The sequence below is a fragment of the Thiocapsa rosea genome (genome assembly GCF_003634315.1).
Taxonomy (GTDB): domain Bacteria; phylum Pseudomonadota; class Gammaproteobacteria; order Chromatiales; family Chromatiaceae; genus Thiocapsa; species Thiocapsa rosea.
Genome location: NZ_RBXL01000001.1, coordinates 2,109,225 through 2,128,795, shown reverse-complemented (window position 1 = coordinate 2,128,795; position 19,571 = coordinate 2,109,225). Strand labels below are relative to the sequence as shown.

Here is a 19,571-nt window from a genome sequence, read left to right as displayed (position 1 = left end):
CATGCACCAAACGTCGAGCCCACTCGAAAGTGAGCATCTCGCTCTGCGCACGGTTTAGGGGCGACTTCCGTTGCCGAATCACGACGATGGTTCCTTTTTCTGTAAATCATCCTAAACCGCGTCACCTCCGACGCCCAAGGATCTAGCCGAGGCAGGCCAATCCAAAAACGATGCATTTCGCTCCGGACGCGGTTTAGCCGTACTGTGCGAGCGCCGCAGCGAGACGATCCCGAACCAGATCGCGCAGGATCGCCGGCTCGACGACCTCGACATCCGGCCCGTACCTGAGCACATCCATCGTCAGCTCGAGCGCATTGCTGTAGGGGATGCGCAGCTCGTAGCGCCCGTCCTCGAGGAATTGCCCCGTCTGATCCCGATGCCATTGTTCCTTGGCGACCCAGCGGGCGCGCTCGGGGCTGAATCGCAGCACGGCCGTTTGCTGCGGTGTGCCGGCGAAGATCCCGTAGGAGACGGCGAAGTGTCGATCGAGCTCCTCGTCCGCCACCGGCAAGGCCGTCGTGGACAGCTGGCGCGCCGCCTCGATCGCATCCAGTGCAAAGGTCCGCAGGCCCTCGCGCAGATGACACCAGGCGTCGAGATACCAGTTGTCGCGGTAGTAGGTGAGACGCTGGGGCGACACCTCGCGGTCGCTGTGCCGATCGTCGCCGCGATTGAAATAGCGGATCCGCAGCCGCTGATGTTGAGCCAAGGCGCCGGCGACCGTCTGAAAGTGGCGGCCGCTGCGCCGCGCGCCCACCTGCATGATCCGCACCCGCGCCGAAAGCCCGTCGAAACCGGGGCGTTGCAGCTCGAGGAGATCACCGATGCGTTTCTGCAGCGGCTTGAGATGCGGATCGAGCAGACCCGGCTCGACGCTCGTCAAGAGCTGCTGCACCGTCAGCAGGGCATGCAGCTCGGAGGCGTTGAACCAAAGACCGGGCAGCTCGTACATCGCCCCGTCGGCCAGATCGTACGTGTAGCCGTTGAGATCCCGGTCGTAGACGATCGGCGCATTCAGGTGCAGACGCATGTCCTCGATGAGCCGCGTAACGGTCGCGCGCGAGCACTCGAGTGCGTCCTGCAAGCGCTGCCGCGAGACCGGATGTCGAGCCGCCTGAAGGATGCGGTTGAGCTCGAAGATCCGGTCGAAGCGGTCCACCGGGTCGGCCTAGAGCGGCACGGCGGCGACCTTCGCAACGGCGGCCGGTGCGGCCCAGAGCTTTTCGAGATTGTAGAAGTCACGCACCTTGGGGAGCATGACATGCACCACGACCCCGTTGAGGTCCACCAAGGCCCACTCGCCCTCGGTGACGCCTTCCAGACCCAGCGGGGTCTCGCCCGCCTCTTTGGACTTATAGGCGACGGTCTCGGCGATGGCCTTCACATGCCGGTCCGAGGTGCCGGACGCGACGATCATATAGTCCGTGATGGCGGTCTTGCCCCGCACGTCCATCACCTCGATGTCGCGGGCCTTCATGTCGTTCAAGGTCTCGACCACCAGTTCCCGAAGTGTCTCAAGCTGCATGCGATCTCCTCTGCTGTTGAATTAGGGGCGCGACGCGAGCGGTCGCACGGGGGTTTGCGTCGCACCGCGATCCGCGGCGACGACCACACCCTCCTTGGTCTGATCCGACGGGCGACGGTGCAAACGTTGCCCTTCGGGTCGGCGGGCCTCCGGCCTACCGATACAAACCTTCCGCCGCGATGATCGCGATCACCGTATCGGGCAACAGCCAGCGCGGGCTCAGACCCTGTCGGATCAGCGCGCGCACACGGGTTGCCGAGACATCGATCTGGGTCACGTCCTGAAAGAGGATGCGGCCGGCCGGCATCTCTGCCAAGTCGTCGGCCCGGTCTCGGATACGCCCCGTGCAGAATGCCTGCAGGGCGGGATCCGGCGCGACGGACGCACCCGGTCGCCGCATCACCACGAGATGCGCCAAGTCCAGGATATCGGCCGGGCGATGCCAACCCGGGAAGCCTGCGAAGGCGTCGGCGCCGATGAGCAGACACAGGGGGCGGTCTCGGCCCAGCTCGGCACGCAGCGAGATCAGGGTGTCGTAGGTGTAGGAGCCGCCCGGCCGCTCGATCTCGCGGGGGTCCGCGACGAATCCCGGCTGTCCGGCGATCGCGGCCTCCAACATGGCCAAGCGCAGTATCGAGGAGGCGACCGGCGGCGCACGATGCACCGCGACATTGAGCGGGACGAACCGGACCTCGTCCAGACCAAGCGCTTGGAGACAATCGAGTGCCGGGCGCAGATGTCCGAAATGGATGGGGTCGAAGGTGCCGCCGAGGATGCCGATCATCAAGGCGTCGACGCGCGAGCGGTGGACCGATCCGCGAACTCTCGCAGCCCCTCGGCCATCAGGTACGGACCTCGCCGTCGCCCAGCACCACGAACTTCACCGAGGTCAGACCCTCCAGCCCGACCGGGCCGCGCGCATGAAACTTGTCCGTGCTGATCCCGATCTCGGCACCCAGGCCATACTCGAACCCGTCGGCAAAGCGCGTCGAGGCATTGACCATGACGGAGCTCGAATCGACCTCGCGCAGGAAACGTCGGGCACGGCTGTAGTCCTCCGTGACGATCGCATCCGTATGGGCCGAGCCGTGCGCGGCGATGTGATCCATCGCCGCATCGAGCCCGGAGACGACCCGGATGGCGAGGATCGGGGCCAGATACTCGGTGTCCCAGTCGGCCTCGGTCGCGGCGATCGTCTCGGGCAGGATCTCGCGGGTGCGCGCACAACCGCGCAGTTCCACCCCCTTCTCGCGATAGGCGATCGCCAGACGCGGCAGGATGCTCGCCGCGACGGACGCGTCCACCAAGAGGGTCTCCATGGTGTTGCAGGTCCCGTAGCGCTGCGTCTTGGCGTTCATGGCGATGTCGAACGCCTTGTCGAGATCCGCATCGGCGTCGATGAAGACATGACAAATGCCGTCGAGATGCTTGATGACCGGAACCCGTGCCTCGCGGCTGATCCGCTCGATCAGACCCTTGCCGCCGCGCGGGATGATCACATCGACACACTCGGGCATAGCGATCATGGCCCCGACCGCCGCGCGATCGGTCGTGGCGACCACCTGCACGCCGTCGGCGGGCAGACCGGCCTCGACCAGACCCTGCCCGATGCAGGCCGCGATCGCCTGATTCGACTCGAATGCCTCGGAGCCTCCGCGCAACAGCGTTGCGTTGCCCGATTTGAGACAGAGTCCGGCGGCATCCGCGGTCACGTTGGGTCGTGATTCGTAGATGATGCCTACGACTCCCAGCGGAACACGCATGCGCCCGACCTGGATGCCGGACGGGCGGTAATCCAGATCCGTGATGGCGCCGATGGGATCCGGCAGGGCGGCGATCTGGCGCAGGCCCTCGATCATGGTGTCGATGCGACCCTCGGTCAGCTCAAGCCGATCGAGCAGCGCGGCATCCAGACCCTTGGCCGCACCCTGCTCGAGGTCGATCCGGTTGGCGGCGACGATGGCTGCGCGCCGGCCATCGATCGCGTCGGCGATCGCCGACAGGGCATCGTTCTTTTGGCGAGTCGTTGCACGCGCCAGAGCGCGTGACGCGGCACGGGCGCGGCGTCCAAGGTCGGCCATGTAGGCGTCGATATCGGTGATCTGTCGTTCGCTCATCTCGGACCTAAACCGCGCCCGGCGCGGCATGCGATGTTTTTGGATGGGGTCGGCCCCGGCGGACTTGACGACCGTTGGAGCTGGCGCGGTTTAAAGTAAAAAAAGATTAAAAACTTAAACCGCGTCTCGCCAAGGTCAAGGAAGTCCCCGACGCTGAACACAAAACAAAAATGACTCATTTCGCTCTGGACGCGGTTTAAGGCGAGTCATTTGGGGTCAGTGTAAGACGCCGCCTCTGGTCTGTATAGGCGAAATGAGGCCGAAAAGGGACTCGAAAAGCGGCGATCGATCAGACAGAAGCAGTCACTGCGCGAACACCGGAAAGACCGGGCCGGACGCGTCTCAGCGCTGCGGGATCGGCCGACCCGCCCGAAAGCCACCGGCGGCCAAGGCATCGGCGACCACGGCCAGGCGGTGCCAAGGGTCGCCGACGGCCAGACCTTTGATCGACTGATCGATCAGCGAACACTGATGAAGCAGCGCGCGCAGCAGGGTCGGCGACAGACGCGAAAGGGCGCGTTCCATCGCCTGAAGACGTTGCGGCGGCATGCGGGCATTCTCAGCACCCGGCCCACGCGCACCGCCTGCCCGCGCCCCGGCCGCCTCGGCCAGGGTCCGAAGCTCCCGTGCCAAGACCCAGAGCACCAGGACATCGGCGGTTCCTTCGGCGCGCAGGACCGAGAGTATGCGCTGGGTGCGGGCGCGGTCTCCCGACAAGGCCGCGTCGGTCAGCGAGAAAAGGTCGAAGCGAGCGCTGTCGGCGAGGTTCCCGAGCAGGTCCTCGAGCGCGAGCGGTCCCGGATCACGCAGCAGACGCTGCTTCTCGATCTCCTGCACCGCCGCCAGCAGGTTGCCCTCGGCACGCTCGGCGAGCAGCTCGGCTACACCCGGCCCCGGCTGAAGCCCGACCGACTGCAGACGCTGACCGAGCCACTGCACCAGCTCCCGACCCTTCAAGGGCCAGACCTGCACCAGGGCGCCAACCGACTCGACTCGCTTGGCCCACTGACTCTGCAGCTCTTTGCGATCCAGCTCGGGCGCGATGATCAGGAGCAGGTTGTCCGGACAGGGCCGATCGCAATAGGCGCGCACCGATGCACCTCCGTCCTTGCCGAGCTTCGCCGTACCGATGCGCAGCTCGATGAGCTTGCGCGAGGAGAAGAGCGACATGGCGTCGGCGGAGGCGGCCAGGGCATGCCAATCGAAAGCAGCATCCTGATCCAGGACCTCGCGCTCGGCGAACCCCTGACGGCGGGCCGCCTCGCGAATCAGACGCGCCGCCTCGCCGAGCTGATAGGGTTCGTCGCCGCAGACCAGGTACAGCGGGGCCAGACCGCGGGACAAGGCGTCTTGGAGCTGGTTGAAGCGCAGGCGCATGGGGTCGGGGGTCGGGGTTCGGGGTTCGGGGTTCAGGGTCGGGGTTCGGGGGTTCGGGGGTCGGGGGTCGGGGTTCGGGGTTCGGGGTTCGGGGTTCGGGGTTCGGGGTTCGGGGTTCGGGGTTCGGGGTTCGGGGTTCGGGGTTCGGGGTTCGGGGGTCGGCCCTGATTCCAGCTTGAGATGTCTCTCACGGAGACACGGAGACACGGAGTGCACGAAGCAAAGATCTCGAATTCTCCGTGCTCTCCGTGTCTCCGTGAGAGGTCCTAGCCTGTAGGTTGTGCTGACGTTAAGAAGCACAACTTGGGCCGACGGTCAGATCAGCGTCACGCGCAGACGCATCAGGATGCGATCCGCGGCGTCGCGTGCGAAATCCTGATAGATCAGTGCCTCTTCGAGCTGTTTACCCAGGACCTCCACGTCCGGGTTGTCGAAGTTGCGCACCAGATCGAGCGACTGCCCCGGCACCTTCTGAGTGCCGTCGGGCGTGACGGCATCGTAGCTCACCAGATAGTGCAGCTCGTAGGCCAGGACGCGACCGCCCGAGTCGACGGCAACCACTTGCGAATACCGACTCTCCGAGAGGATGCGCAGGATCAACTTCGCCTCGCGCGCCGTTTCCGCCAGGGTGACGTCGCTGCCCGCAAGCTGATCGACGAGGGCTTCGCGTACCGGCGAGTTGCCGGCGGCCTGGATGTAGATCGGACTGAGCTCGGCCGGGATCTCCACGACACCCCGCAAGCGAAAACCGCAGCCGAGCTGAGCCAGACAGAGCAGACCCAGGATGAGGAGAACGGCGGTTCGGCCCGACGCCATGGAGCAAGCGCGCGACGGGCGACCACGCCACCCACCGGCCGGGGCTTGAACGCGCATCTCGGATCGTCCGGCGGGCATCGGCATCAGTTGGCGACGATGTTGACGAGCTTGTTCGGAACCACGATGACCTTGCGCACGCTCGCCTCGCCGATGAAGCGGCGCGCGTTCTCGCTCGCCAACGCGGCGGACTCGATGGTCGCACGATCGGCGTCGGCAGGGACCTTGACGCTATCGCGCAGCTTGCCGTTGACCTGGACCACATAGTCGATCATCGACTGCACGAGTGCCGCGGCGTCGACCTCGGGCCAGGTCGAGCCCAGGATGTCCTCGCCGAACCCCAGCTCGCGCCACAGATGATGGGTCACGTGAGGCGCGATCGGCGCGAGGAGACGCAGCACGATCGCCAGACCTTCCCGCAAAATGGTGCCGCGGGCGGGGGAGTCCGGGTCGAGCTTGTAGAGCACGTTGACCAGGGTCATGCAGCCGGAGACGACGGTATTGAACTGCTGGCGCTCGTAGTCGAAGCGCGCCTTTTTGAGCACGTTGTGGATCTCGCGCCTGGCATCACCGGCGGCCTCGTCCAGATCGCTCGCCGCCGGATCGCCCGCGCCGCGGATGGTCTCCGCCTCGGTCGTCGCCAGCCACCAGAGCCGCTTGAGGAAACGGAAGGCACCCTCCACACCCTCGTCGTTCCATTCGAGCGACTGCTCGGGCGGCGAGGTAAACATGGTGTAGAGCCGCACCGTATCGGCGCCGTAGCGCTCGGTCAGGACCTGCGGGTCGACGCCGTTGTTCTTGGATTTCGACATCTTCTCGATGCCGCCGAAGGTGACCGGCAGACCATCGGCCGCGAGCCAGGCGCGAACCAAGCGACCCTTCTCGTCGCGCTCGGTCTGCACCTCGGCCGGATTGATCCACTGCTTGCGCCCGTCCGCGTCCTCGCGGTACCAGGTCTCGGCGACCACCATCCCTTGCGTCAACAAGCGAGCAAAGGGCTCGTCGCAGTCGACCAGACCCTCGTCGCGCATCAGCTTGTGGAAGAAGCGCGCGTAAAGAAGATGCAGGATGGCGTGCTCGATCCCGCCGACATACTGATCGACCGGTAGCCAGTAGCGTGCCCGCTCGTCGAGCATGGCGGTGTCGCAATCGGCCGAGCAGTAGCGGGCGTAGTACCAGCTCGATTCGAAGAAGGTATCGAAGGTGTCGGTCTCGCGGGTCTCGCCGCCGGGGAGATCCGAGAAGGACGGCATCTTTTTCAGCGGCGAGCCGGAGCCGTCGACGACGACGTTCTCGGGCAGGCGCACCGGCAGGTCGGTCTCGGGGCGCAGACCGCCGTCTGGGCCGTTGACCACCGGGATGGGGCAGCCCCAATAGCGTTGGCGCGAGACGCCCCAGTCGCGAAGCCTGAAGTTCACGCGTTTGCGGCCCTTTTCGTGCTCCGTCAGCCAGGTCGCGATGGATTCGAAGGCATCGCTACTGGTCAATGTCGAGAAAGGGCCGGAGTTAATCAGGACGCCTTTCTGCTCGAATCGTTCGTCCCAGTGCGACCAGTCCAGGGGGACTCGGGACGCGTCTCCGGGCACCGCGACGACCGGGCAGCTTTCCGCGGGTGTTCCGGCAGCTGACGTCACCTCCAGCGCGAGATCTTTCCAATCCTCGGGCACAATCACCGGCCGGATCGGGATGCCGTATTTATGCGCAAAATGAAAATCGCGCTCGTCGTGCGCCGGGACCGCCATCACCGCACCCGTCCCGTAACCCATCAGCACGAAATTCGCGGCAAAGATCGGCACCGCCTCGCCGGTCACCGGATGCAGTGCGTTCAGGCCGAGCGGATGGCCCTTCTTCTCCATCGTCTCGATCTCGGCCTCGGAGGTCCCGCCCTTGCGGCACTCATCGATAAAGGCCGCGAGTGCAGGCTGATCCTCGGCGGCACGTCGCGCGAGCGGATGCTCGGCGGCGACGGCGACATAGGTCACGCCCATGAGGGTATCCGGACGGGTCGTGTAGATCTCCAGCGTCTCGTCCGATCCCTCGATCCCGAAGCGCATCTCGACACCCTCGGAGCGCCCGATCCAGTTGCGCTGCATGGTGCGCACCTGCTCGGGCCAGCCGTCCAGGCCGTCGAGCGCGTCGAGCAGCTCCTGGGCATAGTCGGTGATGCGCACGAACCATTGCTGAATCTCGCGCTTCTCCACGGGCGCGCCGGAGCGCCACCCCTTGCCGTCGATGACTTGCTCGTTGGCGAGCACCGTCCGGTCGATCGGGTCCCAGTTGACCGTCGCCTGCGAGCGATAGACCAGCCCCTTCTCCATCAGGCGCGTGAAGAGCCATTGCTCCCAGCGGTAATAGTCCGGATTACAGGTCGCAAGCTCGCGGTCCCAGTCATAGCCGAAGCCGAGATGCTTGAGCTGGGTGCGCATGTAGTCGATATTCGACTTGGTCCATTCCGAGGGCGGGATGCCCTTCTGGATGGCCGCGTTCTCGGCCGGCAGACCGAAGGCGTCCCACCCCATCGGCTGGAGCACGTTCTTGCCGAGCATGCGCTGATGGCGGGCGATCACGTCGCCGATGGTGTAGTTGCGCACATGCCCCATGTGCAGCCGCCCGGAGGGATAGGGGAACATCGAGAGGCAGTAGAATTTCTCGCGCGAGCGGTCCTCGACGGCCTTGAAGGACTGATGATCTTCCCAATAGCGCTGGGCCGCGGCCTCGACGGCCTGCGGGTCGTAGTCGGTCTGCATGGATGTTCGGTCTTCCGGCAAGGGGGGTGACGGCGATGGGCGTTAGGATACCGCAGCGGACGGATCCGCGGCGACTTGGGACACATCGGGGGGTTCAGCACCGATCAGTTGCAGAATCTCTCACGGAGACACGGAGACACGGAGACACGGAGATTCCGAGATTTTTCCTGCGTATGCTCCGTTTCTCCGTGAGAGGCATTTCGAGATGCACCGGGGCCTTGCGAAATCGCGGCCATACTGCACACTTTAACCTCATGCAACACGGCAGATGTGTCGAAACCGTTCGTTGTCGTTGTCGTTGTCGTTGTCGACCATCGATTAGGATTACGATTACGACAACGACAACGACAACGGAGATGATCATGGACGGTCTCGGAATCCACGCGTCAGGCGCTGACGCAGCGGCAAGCGCTGCCCCGCGCTCTACCCACCGGAGAGGATGATGAACGAAGAAGACAAAGGCTCGACGACGGACAAACTGGTGGATGCCTACGAGCGGATGCTCAACGAAACCCACGAGACCATCGAAAAGACCCGGGAAGAATCGGCACCCAAGTTCCGCGAGATCCTCGAAAAGGCGCGCGACAACATGGTCGAGCTCGGCGAGCTGACCCGCGAAGAGGCCGACAAGGTCTCAGACTACATCAAGCGCGACATCGAGGATGCGGCCAACTATATCGCCGAGACCGGCCAGGACATCCGCGATTGGTGGCGTTTCGACCTGCAGTTGATCGAGCAGCGCATGATGGACGCCTTTACCAAGGTCGCCGACCAGACCAGCCTGCAACTGGCCCAATGGGCCGAGGTTGCGCGCCAGATGAGCCTCTACCAGGCCGGAGAGGTCACCGGCCCCGGCACCCTGGTGTGCGACCGCTGCGGCGCCGAGACCCATTTCGTCAAGGCCGGGCGCATCCCGCCCTGCGCGGACTGCGGCGGCATGAGCTTCCGCCGCCGCAGCGATGAGCCTCGCGACAAGCGTTGAAGTCCGTAGGTTGGGCAAACCGTAGCGTGCCCAACTGCTCCCCGTGATGCCGACGCGGGTTGGGTACGCTGCGCTTCGGCAGTGTCCAGGTCGCCGACCGCGACCGCCCGGGTACGCCGACTTCAGTCGGCCCCCGAGCATGCCCGCACGGCGGACTGAAGTCCGCCTCCCCGGGGGCCGACTGAAGTCGGCGTACCCGGGTGTGGGGCCGAAGTCTTGCGTCCGGTTGGGGAACAAAAGAGGCATGGACGAGAGGATGACCAAAGCCTCGTTGTCGTTGTCGTTGTCGTTGTCGTGTTCGCCCGGAATCTGATTACGACAACGAGTAGAGCCTTCGACCACTTTTCCTGGTTGCGCCTCTTCCGGTAGATCCTTTCCCGGGACTCACCTTAAACCGCGCCAGCTCCGAGGGTTGTCGGAGCTGGCGCGACCAATCCAATCCAACAAAGGCCGCATACCGCACCGGGCGCGGTTTACGACCGCAACCGCCACGTCTGGAAATCCGACCGCACCGCGCTTATAGTCTCGTTTCGCGTCAAGTCCCGCGGGAGAGTCCGGCCTCGGCCGGCGCCGAAGGCGCAACACTGCCCGGAATCGCTCAGGCAAAAGGACCGCGGGAATAACGACCGACTCTGGAGAGCGGTCCGGACTGCACAGACAGTCGGGACCCACCGAAGGGGCAGCAGCGACCGACGTGTTCGGCCGTCTGCAAACTCTCAGGTCTGGGACAGAGGGGCGGTGACGAGGATCCGGGTGGATCCCGAAGGATCGTGTCTGCACGAGCCTGGAACGCGCCGCGCGCCTGCTCCGTCGTCCCCGAATCCGGGGTCGCGCCCTTGAGCGCATTCGCATTCCAGCTCGCCGTCCTGTATCGGACAGTCGACCCGCACGCGGCCTTCGCGCATCACCCGTTTCCTCCGCCCTTTGGTATCGTGCGTACCTGCGCCCGATATTGACCCTTGTCGACGCCTCGCGAGCGGTGACGACTCAACAGGCCAGCCCGTCGGGCGAGCCACCAGGCGAACGGAGAGTCGGATGGGATTGCGCACCCCCCTGTTTTCGGAGCACGAGCGTCTCGGCGCCCGGATCGTGCCCTTCGGCGGCTGGGACATGCCGCTGCACTACGGCTCGCAGATCGAGGAGCATCACGCGGTACGCCGTGCCGCCGGGATGTTCGACGTCTCCCACATGCGCCCGGTCGATATCGAAGGCCCGGATGCCCTGCCCTTCTTGCGCCATCTGCTCGCCAACGATGCGGCCAAGCTGACCGCACCGGGCAAGGCGCTCTACACCTGCATGCTCAACCCGCAGGGCGGCGTGGTCGACGACCTCATCCTCTATTTTCGCGGACCCGAGCGTTACCGCGCGGTGGTCAACGCCGGCACCGCCGAGAAGGATATCGCCTGGATGCAGGCACAGGCCGAGGGCCGGCAGCTGAACATTCAAAGTCGCGACGACCTCGCCATGATCGCCGTGCAGGGACCGGATGCGCGTGCCCGCATCGAGCCGCTTTTGCCCGACGGACTGCGCGTCTCGGCGATGCAGGTCGAGCCCTTCTTCGCCGCCGAGGACGCGCACTGGTTTGTCGGACGCACCGGTTACACCGGAGAGGACGGCTTTGAGATCATGCTGCCGAGCGCGGATGCCGTGACACTCTGGCGCGCGCTCCTCGCGGCGGAGGTGCGACCCTGCGGCCTCGGCGCTCGGGATACGCTGCGTCTGGAGGCCGGCATGAACCTCTACGGCCAGGATATGGACGAGACGATCGGCCCGCTCGACGCCGGCCTTGGCTGGACCATCGCCTGGCACCCCGATGAGCGCGACTTCGTCGGCCGCGAGGCACTGACCGCTCGGCGCGATCATCTCGAGCGACGCGACTTCGTCGGTCTGCTCTTGACCGGCCGCGGCGTGCTGCGCCCACATCAGAGCGTCCTCGCGGACGGCCGGGTGGTCGGTGAAGTCACCTCGGGCGGCTTTTCGCCGACCCTGGAGCGCTCGATCGCGTTCGCGCGGGTTGAGGCCGGCACACCCGATGACTGCGCGGTCGACATCCGCGGCAAACCCGTCAACGCGCGCATCGTCAAACCGCCGTTCGTCCGACACGGCCGGATCTTGGTCGACCTCTGACCCGTATGGTCAGGTTGAAACTGCGTCTAGCGCGAGAGGCCAAATTTTCGAGTGAGCTCGACGTGATGGTGATTCCACGCCCCTGAGCGGAGACGCGGTTTAAAGTTGAATAGTTCTAATCTCTTAAACCGCGCCAACTCCAGCGGCCGCCAAATCTGCCGAGGTCGGTCCCATCCAAGAACAACGCATACCGCTCCGAGCGCGGTTTAAGCGGTTTAAATCGCAACGGCGCGAAGAGCGCACAGACAACCCGTCGATTGATCGGAGAGAACCATGAGCGACGCACCTACTGACCTGAGATACACCAAAAGCCACGAGTGGATCAGAGACAACGGCGACGGCACCGTCACCGTCGGCATTACCGATCACGCCCAAGAGGCGCTCGGCGACATCGTCTTCGTGGAGATCCCGGATCAAGGGCGCGAGGTCGACGCCGAGGAAGCCTGCGCCGTGGTCGAGTCGGTCAAGGCCGCCTCCGACATCTATTCCCCCCTCGCCGGCGAGGTCATCGAGTCGAACGCGCTCCTGAACGACAGTCCGGAGGCAATCAACAACAGCCCCTACGACGAAGGCTGGATCTTCCGCCTCGCCCCGAACGACATGACGGCGCTCGCCGGTCTGCTGGACGCGTCCACCTATCAGCAGGTCGTCGAGGACGAGACCTAAGTAAACCGCGTCCGGTAGGACATGCAGTGCACTCATGTGGTCGAGCCGAGCAGGCGCCACAAACGCCCGCAGGTGACGCGGTTTAGTGTTTAGAAGATTTTAATTGTCTGAACCGCGTCCGCTGCGAGGCTTGTGAATGAGTGCGCGGCCGATCCGATACTCGAACAACGCGAACCGCACCAGACGCGGTTCAGCCGGGACCCTGAGCTATGCCCTTTGTACCCCACACCCCGGACGACATCGCCGCGATGCTCGACACCGTCGGCGTCGCCTCCATCGACGATCTCTTCGACGAGATCCCGGCCGAGCTTCAGATCGGGGAGCTGGCCGCAATCCCCACCGGCATGGCCGAGATGGACATCGGCCGACTCATGCAGTCGCGTGCGCGCGCCGACGGCCAGCCGCTCTGCTTCATCGGCGCCGGTGCCTATGATCACCATATCCCGGCCGCCGTCTGGCAGATCGCCACCCGCGGGGAGTTCTACAGCGCCTACACGCCCTATCAGGCGGAGGCCAGCCAGGGCACCCTGCAGCTGCTCTACGAGTTCCAGTCCATGATGGTCGCCCTGACCGGGCTGGACGTCTCCAATGCGTCGCTCTACGACGGCGCCTCGGGCCTGGCCGAGGCGGTCTTAATGGCCGTGCGCGCGAACCGCAAGGTCAAGTCCGAGAAGGTTCTCGTGCCGCGATCTCTGCATCCGGCCTATCGGCGCACGCTGCAGAGCATCGTTTCCACACAGGGGATCGAGTTGGTCGAGGTGCCCTTCGACCCGCGTGGCGGACACACCGCGATCGAGGCCCTGGATGCGCTGGCGGAGCAAGGCCCCTACGCCGCGCTGGTGGTCAATCAGCCCAACTTTTTCGGCGTGCTCGAAGACGTCGACGCCCTGACCGACTGGGCCCATGCCCGCGACGCCCTGGTCATCGGGGTCGTCAACCCGGTCGCGCTCGCCCTGCTCTCCCCGCCTGGCGACTGGGGCAACACGGGCGCCGATATCGCCTGCGGAGAAGCCCAACCCTTGGGTATGCCGCTCGCCTCCGGCGGACCCTATGCCGGGTTCCTCTGCTGTCGTCAGGAATTCGTCCGTCAACTGCCCGGGCGCATCGTCGGCCGTACGCTCGATCTGGACGGCAAGCCGGGCTTCACCCTGACCCTCCAGGCCCGCGAGCAACACATCCGGCGCAACAAGGCGACCTCCAACATCTGCACCAATCAAGGGTTGCTGGTCACCGCCGCGACCATCCACATGACGCTCTTGGGCGCCGAGGGGTTGGAGCGTGTCGCCGCGGCTTGTCATGCCAATACCGGACGCCTGACGCAACTGCTGTGCGAGGTGCCGGGTGTGGAGCCTTTGTTCGATCGTCCGGTCTTTCACGAGCAGGCGCTGAGGCTGCCGGGGCCCGCGGCGGACGTTCTGCGCCCGCTGGCCGCGCACAATGTCCTGGGCGGATTCGATCTCGGTACGGAATATCCCGAGCTCGATCCAGCGGTCCTGGTCTGCGCGACCGAGCTGAGAACGGAGGAAGAAATGCAGTCCTACGCAAGCAAGCTGGGGCGTATCATCGCCACCCGTACGCAGGCATCCTGCCCGGTGGCGCCCGAGTTCTAGAGGCGCTTGCGTCAACCCTGTCGGTCGGGCCGAACGCGCGTAGGTCACGCGTCAAAAACAAGGTACATGCCGGTAAAGGATCTACTCGTTGTCGTTGTCGTTCGGAATCCGACTACGATTACGACAACGACAACGACAACCGCAGGAGGTCGGGCTACGCCAGGTCGACCGACAGACGCGGATGAAACATCCAACCACCAACGATCGGGACACACTCATGGCTCAAACAGCACTGCAAGGCAACCCCGTCCAGCTCGCCGGCGACCTGCCCGCCGTCGGCAGCACCGCACCCGACTTCAAGCTGGTCGACAAGGATCTCGGCGACAAATCATTGGCCGATTTCGCCGGCAAGAAGAAGCTGCTCAACATCGTTCCCAGCTTGGACACGCCGGTCTGCGCGACCTCGACCAAGCACTTCAACACGGCGATGGCCGGCAAATCCGACGCCGTCGCCCTGGTGATCTCGGCCGACCTGCCCTTCGCGATGGGCCGCTTCTGCGGGGCCGAAGGGATCGAGAACGTCGTCTCGCTCTCAATGATGCGCTCGCGCAGCTTCGCGAAAGACTACGGCGTGCTCATCGAGGACGGACCGCTCGCCGGTATCACCGCGCGCGCCGTCGTGGTCCTGGATGCCGACAACACCGTCGTCTACACCCAGCTCGTATCCGACATCACCCAAGAGCCCGACTACGACGCGGCCTTGGCTGCACTCTGAGGCGCGTTCTTTTGCGGTTCCGACTCGATTCACTCACCGAAGCCGACTGCCATGCTGATACATGACCGCTCCAGACCCGGACGCCGCGCCACCGCGCAGGCACCGCTCGTCATGCCCGAGGTGACCGACATTCCGGCGGCGCTGCGTCGTCGGAGCCGACCCGTCCTGCCGGAGGTCTCGGAGCTTCAGGCGGTGCGTCACTACACACGGCTGTCGCAGAAGAACTTCTCGATCGACACCCATTTCTATCCGTTGGGCTCCTGCACGATGAAGTACAACCCGCGGGCCTGCAACAGCTTGGCGATGCTGCCCGGGTTCCTGGCACGGCACCCGCTGGCGCCCGAGTCCCACAGCCAGGGCTTCATGGCCTGTCTCTTCGAGCTGCAGGAGATGCTCAAAGAGGTCACCGGGATGCATGCGGTCTCTCTGGCCCCCGCCGCCGGTGCCCAAGGCGAGCTGGCGGGTGTGGCCATGATCCGCGCCTACCATCTGGCCCGCGGCGATCTCGCCCGCACCGAGATCCTGGTCCCCGACGCAGCGCACGGCACCAACCCGGCCTCCGCGGTCATGTGCGGTTTCAAGGTCCGCGAGATCCCGACCGGACCCGACGGCGACGTCGACCTCGCCGCGCTCGAGCAGGCCGCCGGACCTCAGACCGCCGGCATCATGCTGACCAACCCGAGCACGGTCGGCGTGTTCGATCGCAACATCCAGGCGATCGCCGCGCGCGTCCATGCCGCCGGCGGGCTGCTCTATTACGACGGGGCCAATCTCAACGCCATCCTCGGCAAGGTGCGCCCGGGCGACATGGGCTTCGACGTCATCCACATGAACCTGCACAAGACCTTCTCCACGCCCCACGGCGGGGGCGGTCCGGGTGCAGGACCGGTCGGTGTCTCGGCGCGCCTGGAGCCCTACCTGCCGGTCCCGCTGGTCGCCTACGACGGGGACGCGTACCGTTGGCTCGCCGAGCATGAGCGCCCCGAGAGCATCGGGCGCCTCACCGCATTCGGCGGCAACATGGGCATCCTGCTGCGTGCATACATCTACGCGCGGCTGCTGGGACGCGAGGGGATGCGCCGCGTCTCCGAGTTCGCCACCCTGAACGCCAATTATCTAATGGCACGACTGAAGGCGGCCGGCTTCGATGCCGCCTACCCGCAACGTCGCGCCAGCCACGAGTTCATCATCACGCTCAGACGCGAGGCGAAGGAGCTGGACGTCAATGCGATGGATTTCGCCAAGCGCCTGCTCGACTATGGCTATCACGCCCCGACCACCTACTTCCCGCTGCTGGTTCCCGAATGTCTGCTGATCGAGCCGACCGAGAGCGAGAGCAAGGAGGATCTCGACGGCTTCGTCGCGGCCATGATCGCGATTCGCGAGGAGGCGCAAACCAATCCCGAGTTGGTGAAGACCGCCCCCCACACCATGCCGGTACGCCGACTCGACGACGTGCGCGCCGCACGTCAGCTCGATCTGGCCTGGCAACCTCAAGGGCAGCAGCAAGGATCCACATGACCAAAGGAAAATCCAAGGGCTGGCGGCGTGTCGTTTACGCCTTCGGCTACTCGATGAAGGGCTTCAAGGCGTGTTTCGAGCTCGAGGAGGCATTCCGCCAGGAGGTCTTCCTGCTGATTCCGCTCATCCCGCTGGGCCTATGGCTGGGCGACTCCGCGGTGGAGCGCGCCTTGCTCGTCGGCAGCCTGCTCGTGGTCCCCATCGTCGAACTCCTGAACTCGGCGATCGAGGCGAATGTCGACCGTGTCGGCATGGAGCGCAACGAGCTCTCGGCACGTGCGAAGGACATTGCCTCCGCTGCGGTGTTTTCGAGTATCGTGTTTGCCGTTGTGGTCTGGGGGCTGATTCTGATCCCGAAGCTCCTTTAACCCGCGCCGACACATGACGCATACCGCACCGGGCGCGGTTTGGTACGGTGGGATGCGTCATGCGGCCTCGCTCGTAAGACCGTTGCGCCAGGCAAAGCCTGGAAGGAGAGGAAGATAGCGAACGGATAAGCCAATCGGAAACTCCTTTTTGCGACCCACCGGGTGCAAGTCCCGAGCCGGTAAGGAGTGGCCATCCACCGGAACCGAGTGTTGTGTGGTGCGGGAGCGATCCCGCCTGCGAAGCGTACACAGGGGGCGTGCAGGCCGTGTGATGGAGCCCCGTTACTGAGTTCAGCGGAGCCGACGTATTCGGAACACCGGAAGGCAACAGTTTCGGCATCGTAACGGCCTGATGTCGAGACTCCGCCGGGGTCTAAGAGCAGGGCATGTACGCACGGGTCGTCCAGGAACCTGGGAGCGCTCAGTTGCTCCTTGCCCGAGACGCGGCGCGGGCACCGCGTAAGAAGCCGCCCCGGCCCGACGGCGCTGGTCCGGCCGACGGGAGCGAACAGGACCGACGGCAAGGTAGCGCCAAGCGAAGGCAACGAAGTGCGGCGCGATGGCGACTGAGCAGTCAGAGTCGGCTGATAGTACCGTTGAGCGTGGGGAACGCACCCGAGCGGACCCATGGGAGGGAAGCGGCCGATCGGTTGAGACACCTTCTGAAGGGACGATGGCGTGAACATCGAGTCACCTGACCATCTGAACAGAACGACAGGAGATCGCGACATGGGCTGAATGGTCCATCGGGTGTGCGACAGTTGTCGTGCAGCGAGCGCTCAACCGAGGAGCCGGATGCGGTAGTCCCGCACGTCCGGATCTGTGGGAGCCGCGGGTGGGTAACCACCCGCGGCCACCCGGTGCCACCCAAAACATCAGTCGCTCGTGACACCCGCTCTGCGGTGTCACGCGTGCCCCTGGCGCTCCGCGCCACGTGCCGCGATGGCCGGAGTTACGATCAAGGCCCGTCATGCGCAATACGCGCCGAGCACCCGAGCGTCGCTGTCGCTCATTCACCAGCCTGCAGGCTGCTGTCTTGATGGAATACAAGGACCCGTCACCATGTTCGTAGTCGAGAATCCGTCGGCCAACCGATCCTATACATCTGTCGTCTTATTGTTTTCAATGCTGCTGTGCGCGCTCGCTGCCGCCTACGGCGCTTACGCATTACGCGGCCTTCATGCCGATGGGGCCTTCCATCTCCTAAGTCTGGCGACCGGCGAGAAGTTTCTCTTCTGGGAGACACCACGCAACGCATCCTATTTCCTGCATCAGTGGGCCACGATCCTTGCCGTGAAACTGGGCATCGACGACCTGGTTGTGTTGGCCCGCATTCACGGTCTGACGATGTTGATGACACCGATCGTCTTGATCGCACTCTCCTACTTCGTGCTCCCGAAAGAGTACAAACATCTCTTCATCTTCCCGGTGTTCTATTATCTCGCCGGCGTCATGGCCGGCGCCTTCTCCGCAATCGGCGAGGCGCAGCTCGCCGGGAGCTACTTTTGGCTGCTGTTCTTTACGATCTTGTTTTTCCGGACCGGGCTCTTTACCAACCTGCTCGTCTTCGCACTCGTTCTACCGATCTTCGTCATCCACGAGACCTTCGTTCTGATGGCGCCGTTCCTTGCCTTGGCGGGACTCTACCGATTGCTTCGCTCGAAAAGCACCAAAGACCGCCTGTATTTCGCCGCTCTGACCGCACTCCTCATCGCGGTCACGGCCGTGGTACTGTCGTTTATCTTGATGCCGAAATCCGAATACTACGAAAGCCGCTCTCTGTCCTATTTCTCCACCATCACATCGCTGGCGTTCATCCGGAGCTACGGCTACTACAATCCACCCGCGATTCTCGGCCTGATCGCCGGCTTCATCCTACTCGTCGGGGTCTATGCGACACGCCGTGGACTCGTGAAGGTCCAGCGGATTCTGTGGATCGTCATCGCTCTGGCCGCGATCCTCGCCGCCATCTCTCCGCTGATCGCCGAACGGGCACTGTCCGCCAAACTGCAGTTCGATGCGAGAAGCTACGGACCGATCCTGATCCCCCCACTGGTCTTGTTGATGGCGGTTGTCTCGCTACGCGCGACCCAAACCAAGGCATACATCCAATCCGGTTTCGTTGCAGGCGTGATGCTTGCGCTGGCGCTCGGGCAGGTCGGCTGGAACGTCGCCGCAACAAACGAATGGCGCCATTACATCGCGAGCTTTCGCGGCCTTTTGGACGACCATCGCGGTCTTCTTTCTCACGAGCAAGCCCTCGCCGAGCTGCCCCCGGAGTCTCAGCGCCAGCTTGTCAACATGAGCTGGGGTTGGACCTATCCGACCATGAGCGTGATCCTGGCCGAGCAGGGCAAGGTACAGACCATCATCGAGAATCCCGATTGGGGCGAGGATGCCTGGGAGCCGTTCGACCCCAAGACACTGAGCGACGAGATCCTGAACAGCCATCGGTTGGATTTCTCCGCCTACTTGAGCGCCTTGACGGAGCAGCTCGCGCAGAGTCCCGAATCGGCGGACCCGATTAAACCGGATTCGGCCGAATCAACCGATACACCAGCCGAGATGCTGCAAAATTAAAAAGGGTCGTGAAGCCGATCGCAATCAGGATCCCGAAACGCGGATTGATTCCGAATGCCGTCAACTCGCTCAAGAGGACACCGCCGATCATGAGGCTTGCGAGATAGATAGCGACCGTCGATGCGGCACGCCAGACCGTCGCGGAGCTGCCTTTGAAGACATACCGCGGAAAGGCGACGAGCAGAACCGCAAGCCCGATCGCCCAGGAGAGATAATAGGAGATCAGAGGCGATAGCCAAAACAGCAGAAGCTGGAAAACGAGAAGGGTGAAAGCCGTATTGCCAGCGCCGACGAGGGCAAACCGCAAACCGTCGCCGATTAGACCCTGCCCGCCCAAAAGGTGGACCTTGCTCATAAACCCGGCCAAGTCGCCGAGCGCAGCCGTAGGGTGGACAAGCGCAGCGCAGTCCACCAGCGTCGGCG

Annotated in this window: 16 protein-coding genes and 1 riboswitch; of the genes, 8 read left to right on the top strand and 8 right to left on the bottom strand. The window is 64.4% G+C overall.

Features of this window, described 5'->3' with window-relative positions:
• Nucleotides 1-193 precede the first annotated feature (193 nt).
• The 7 genes from BDD21_RS09485 to leuS all read right to left on the bottom strand — a co-directional run bounded on the left by BDD21_RS09485 (nucleotide 194) and on the right by leuS (nucleotide 8,579).
• Nucleotides 194-1,159: a helix-turn-helix transcriptional regulator gene (locus BDD21_RS09485; RefSeq protein ID WP_120796970.1), complete on the bottom strand. Its 966-nt coding sequence runs from the start codon at nucleotides 1,157-1,159 to the stop codon at nucleotides 194-196.
• Between the two features lie 9 nt (nucleotides 1,160-1,168).
• Nucleotides 1,169-1,525 carry a ribosome silencing factor gene (gene rsfS, locus BDD21_RS09480; protein WP_120796969.1) on the bottom strand — a complete coding sequence of 119 codons (357 nt, stop codon included), beginning with the start codon at nucleotides 1,523-1,525 and terminating at the stop codon, nucleotides 1,169-1,171.
• A gap of 154 nt (nucleotides 1,526-1,679) precedes the next feature.
• Nucleotides 1,680-2,309: a nicotinate-nucleotide adenylyltransferase gene (gene nadD, locus BDD21_RS09475; protein WP_120796968.1), complete on the bottom strand. Its 630-nt coding sequence runs from the start codon at nucleotides 2,307-2,309 to the stop codon at nucleotides 1,680-1,682.
• Between the two features lie 58 nt (nucleotides 2,310-2,367).
• On the bottom strand, nucleotides 2,368-3,642 hold the full coding sequence (locus BDD21_RS09470; protein ID WP_120796967.1) for a glutamate-5-semialdehyde dehydrogenase: 1,275 nt from the start codon (nucleotides 3,640-3,642) through the stop codon (nucleotides 2,368-2,370).
• 342 nt (nucleotides 3,643-3,984) lie between these two features.
• Complete coding sequence (gene holA / locus BDD21_RS09465) at nucleotides 3,985-5,019, bottom strand: DNA polymerase III subunit delta (protein WP_120796966.1); 1,035 nt, start codon at nucleotides 5,017-5,019, stop codon at nucleotides 3,985-3,987.
• A gap of 315 nt (nucleotides 5,020-5,334) precedes the next feature.
• On the bottom strand, nucleotides 5,335-5,835 hold the full coding sequence (locus BDD21_RS09460; RefSeq protein WP_245969494.1) for an LPS-assembly lipoprotein LptE: 501 nt from the start codon (nucleotides 5,833-5,835) through the stop codon (nucleotides 5,335-5,337).
• Between the two features lie 83 nt (nucleotides 5,836-5,918).
• Entirely contained in the window at nucleotides 5,919-8,579 is a 2,661-nt protein-coding gene (gene leuS, locus BDD21_RS09455) for a leucine--tRNA ligase (protein ID WP_120796965.1), read from the bottom strand.
• A gap of 442 nt (nucleotides 8,580-9,021) precedes the next feature.
• Here leuS and BDD21_RS09450 point away from each other — a divergent pair, with 442 nt between their 5' ends.
• The 8 genes from BDD21_RS09450 (at nucleotide 9,022) to BDD21_RS09415 (ending at nucleotide 19,148) form a co-directional block, all read left to right on the top strand.
• The gene (locus tag BDD21_RS09450) at nucleotides 9,022-9,561 is read left to right on the top strand and encodes a zinc ribbon-containing protein (protein ID WP_120796964.1); all 540 of its coding nucleotides are present in this window, start codon (nucleotides 9,022-9,024) and stop codon (nucleotides 9,559-9,561) included.
• A gap of 535 nt (nucleotides 9,562-10,096) precedes the next feature.
• A riboswitch (glycine riboswitch) is annotated at nucleotides 10,097-10,185 on the top strand.
• Between the two features lie 411 nt (nucleotides 10,186-10,596).
• On the top strand, nucleotides 10,597-11,688 hold the full coding sequence (gcvT, locus tag BDD21_RS09445) for a glycine cleavage system aminomethyltransferase GcvT (protein ID WP_120796963.1): 1,092 nt from the start codon (nucleotides 10,597-10,599) through the stop codon (nucleotides 11,686-11,688).
• Nucleotides 11,689-11,961: 273 nt separating this feature from the next.
• The gene (gene gcvH, locus BDD21_RS09440; protein ID WP_120796962.1) at nucleotides 11,962-12,354 is read left to right on the top strand and encodes a glycine cleavage system protein GcvH; all 393 of its coding nucleotides are present in this window, start codon (nucleotides 11,962-11,964) and stop codon (nucleotides 12,352-12,354) included.
• A gap of 209 nt (nucleotides 12,355-12,563) precedes the next feature.
• Nucleotides 12,564-13,964 (top strand): aminomethyl-transferring glycine dehydrogenase subunit GcvPA, encoded by a 1,401-nt coding sequence (gene gcvPA, locus BDD21_RS09435; protein ID WP_120796961.1) that lies wholly within the window; start codon nucleotides 12,564-12,566, stop codon nucleotides 13,962-13,964.
• 217 nt (nucleotides 13,965-14,181) lie between these two features.
• Entirely contained in the window at nucleotides 14,182-14,679 is a 498-nt protein-coding gene (gene tpx, locus BDD21_RS09430) for a thiol peroxidase (protein WP_120799834.1), read from the top strand.
• Nucleotides 14,680-14,730: 51 nt separating this feature from the next.
• Nucleotides 14,731-16,200 carry an aminomethyl-transferring glycine dehydrogenase subunit GcvPB gene (gene gcvPB, locus BDD21_RS09425; RefSeq protein WP_120796960.1) on the top strand — a complete coding sequence of 490 codons (1,470 nt, stop codon included), beginning with the start codon at nucleotides 14,731-14,733 and terminating at the stop codon, nucleotides 16,198-16,200.
• A complete protein-coding gene (locus BDD21_RS09420; protein ID WP_120796959.1) occupies nucleotides 16,197-16,568 on the top strand; it encodes a diacylglycerol kinase in 372 nt (123 codons plus the stop codon). Before gcvPB ends, BDD21_RS09420 begins: the two co-directional genes overlap by 4 nt.
• Nucleotides 16,569-17,630: 1,062 nt before the next feature.
• Complete coding sequence (locus BDD21_RS09415; RefSeq protein ID WP_147431036.1) at nucleotides 17,631-19,148, top strand: hypothetical protein; 1,518 nt, start codon at nucleotides 17,631-17,633, stop codon at nucleotides 19,146-19,148.
• Here BDD21_RS09415 and BDD21_RS09410 read toward each other — a convergent pair.
• Nucleotides 19,093-19,503: a GtrA family protein gene (locus BDD21_RS09410; RefSeq protein WP_120796957.1), complete on the bottom strand. Its 411-nt coding sequence runs from the start codon at nucleotides 19,501-19,503 to the stop codon at nucleotides 19,093-19,095. The genes BDD21_RS09415 and BDD21_RS09410 overlap by 56 nt on opposite strands.
• Nucleotides 19,504-19,571: the final 68 nt, after the last annotated feature.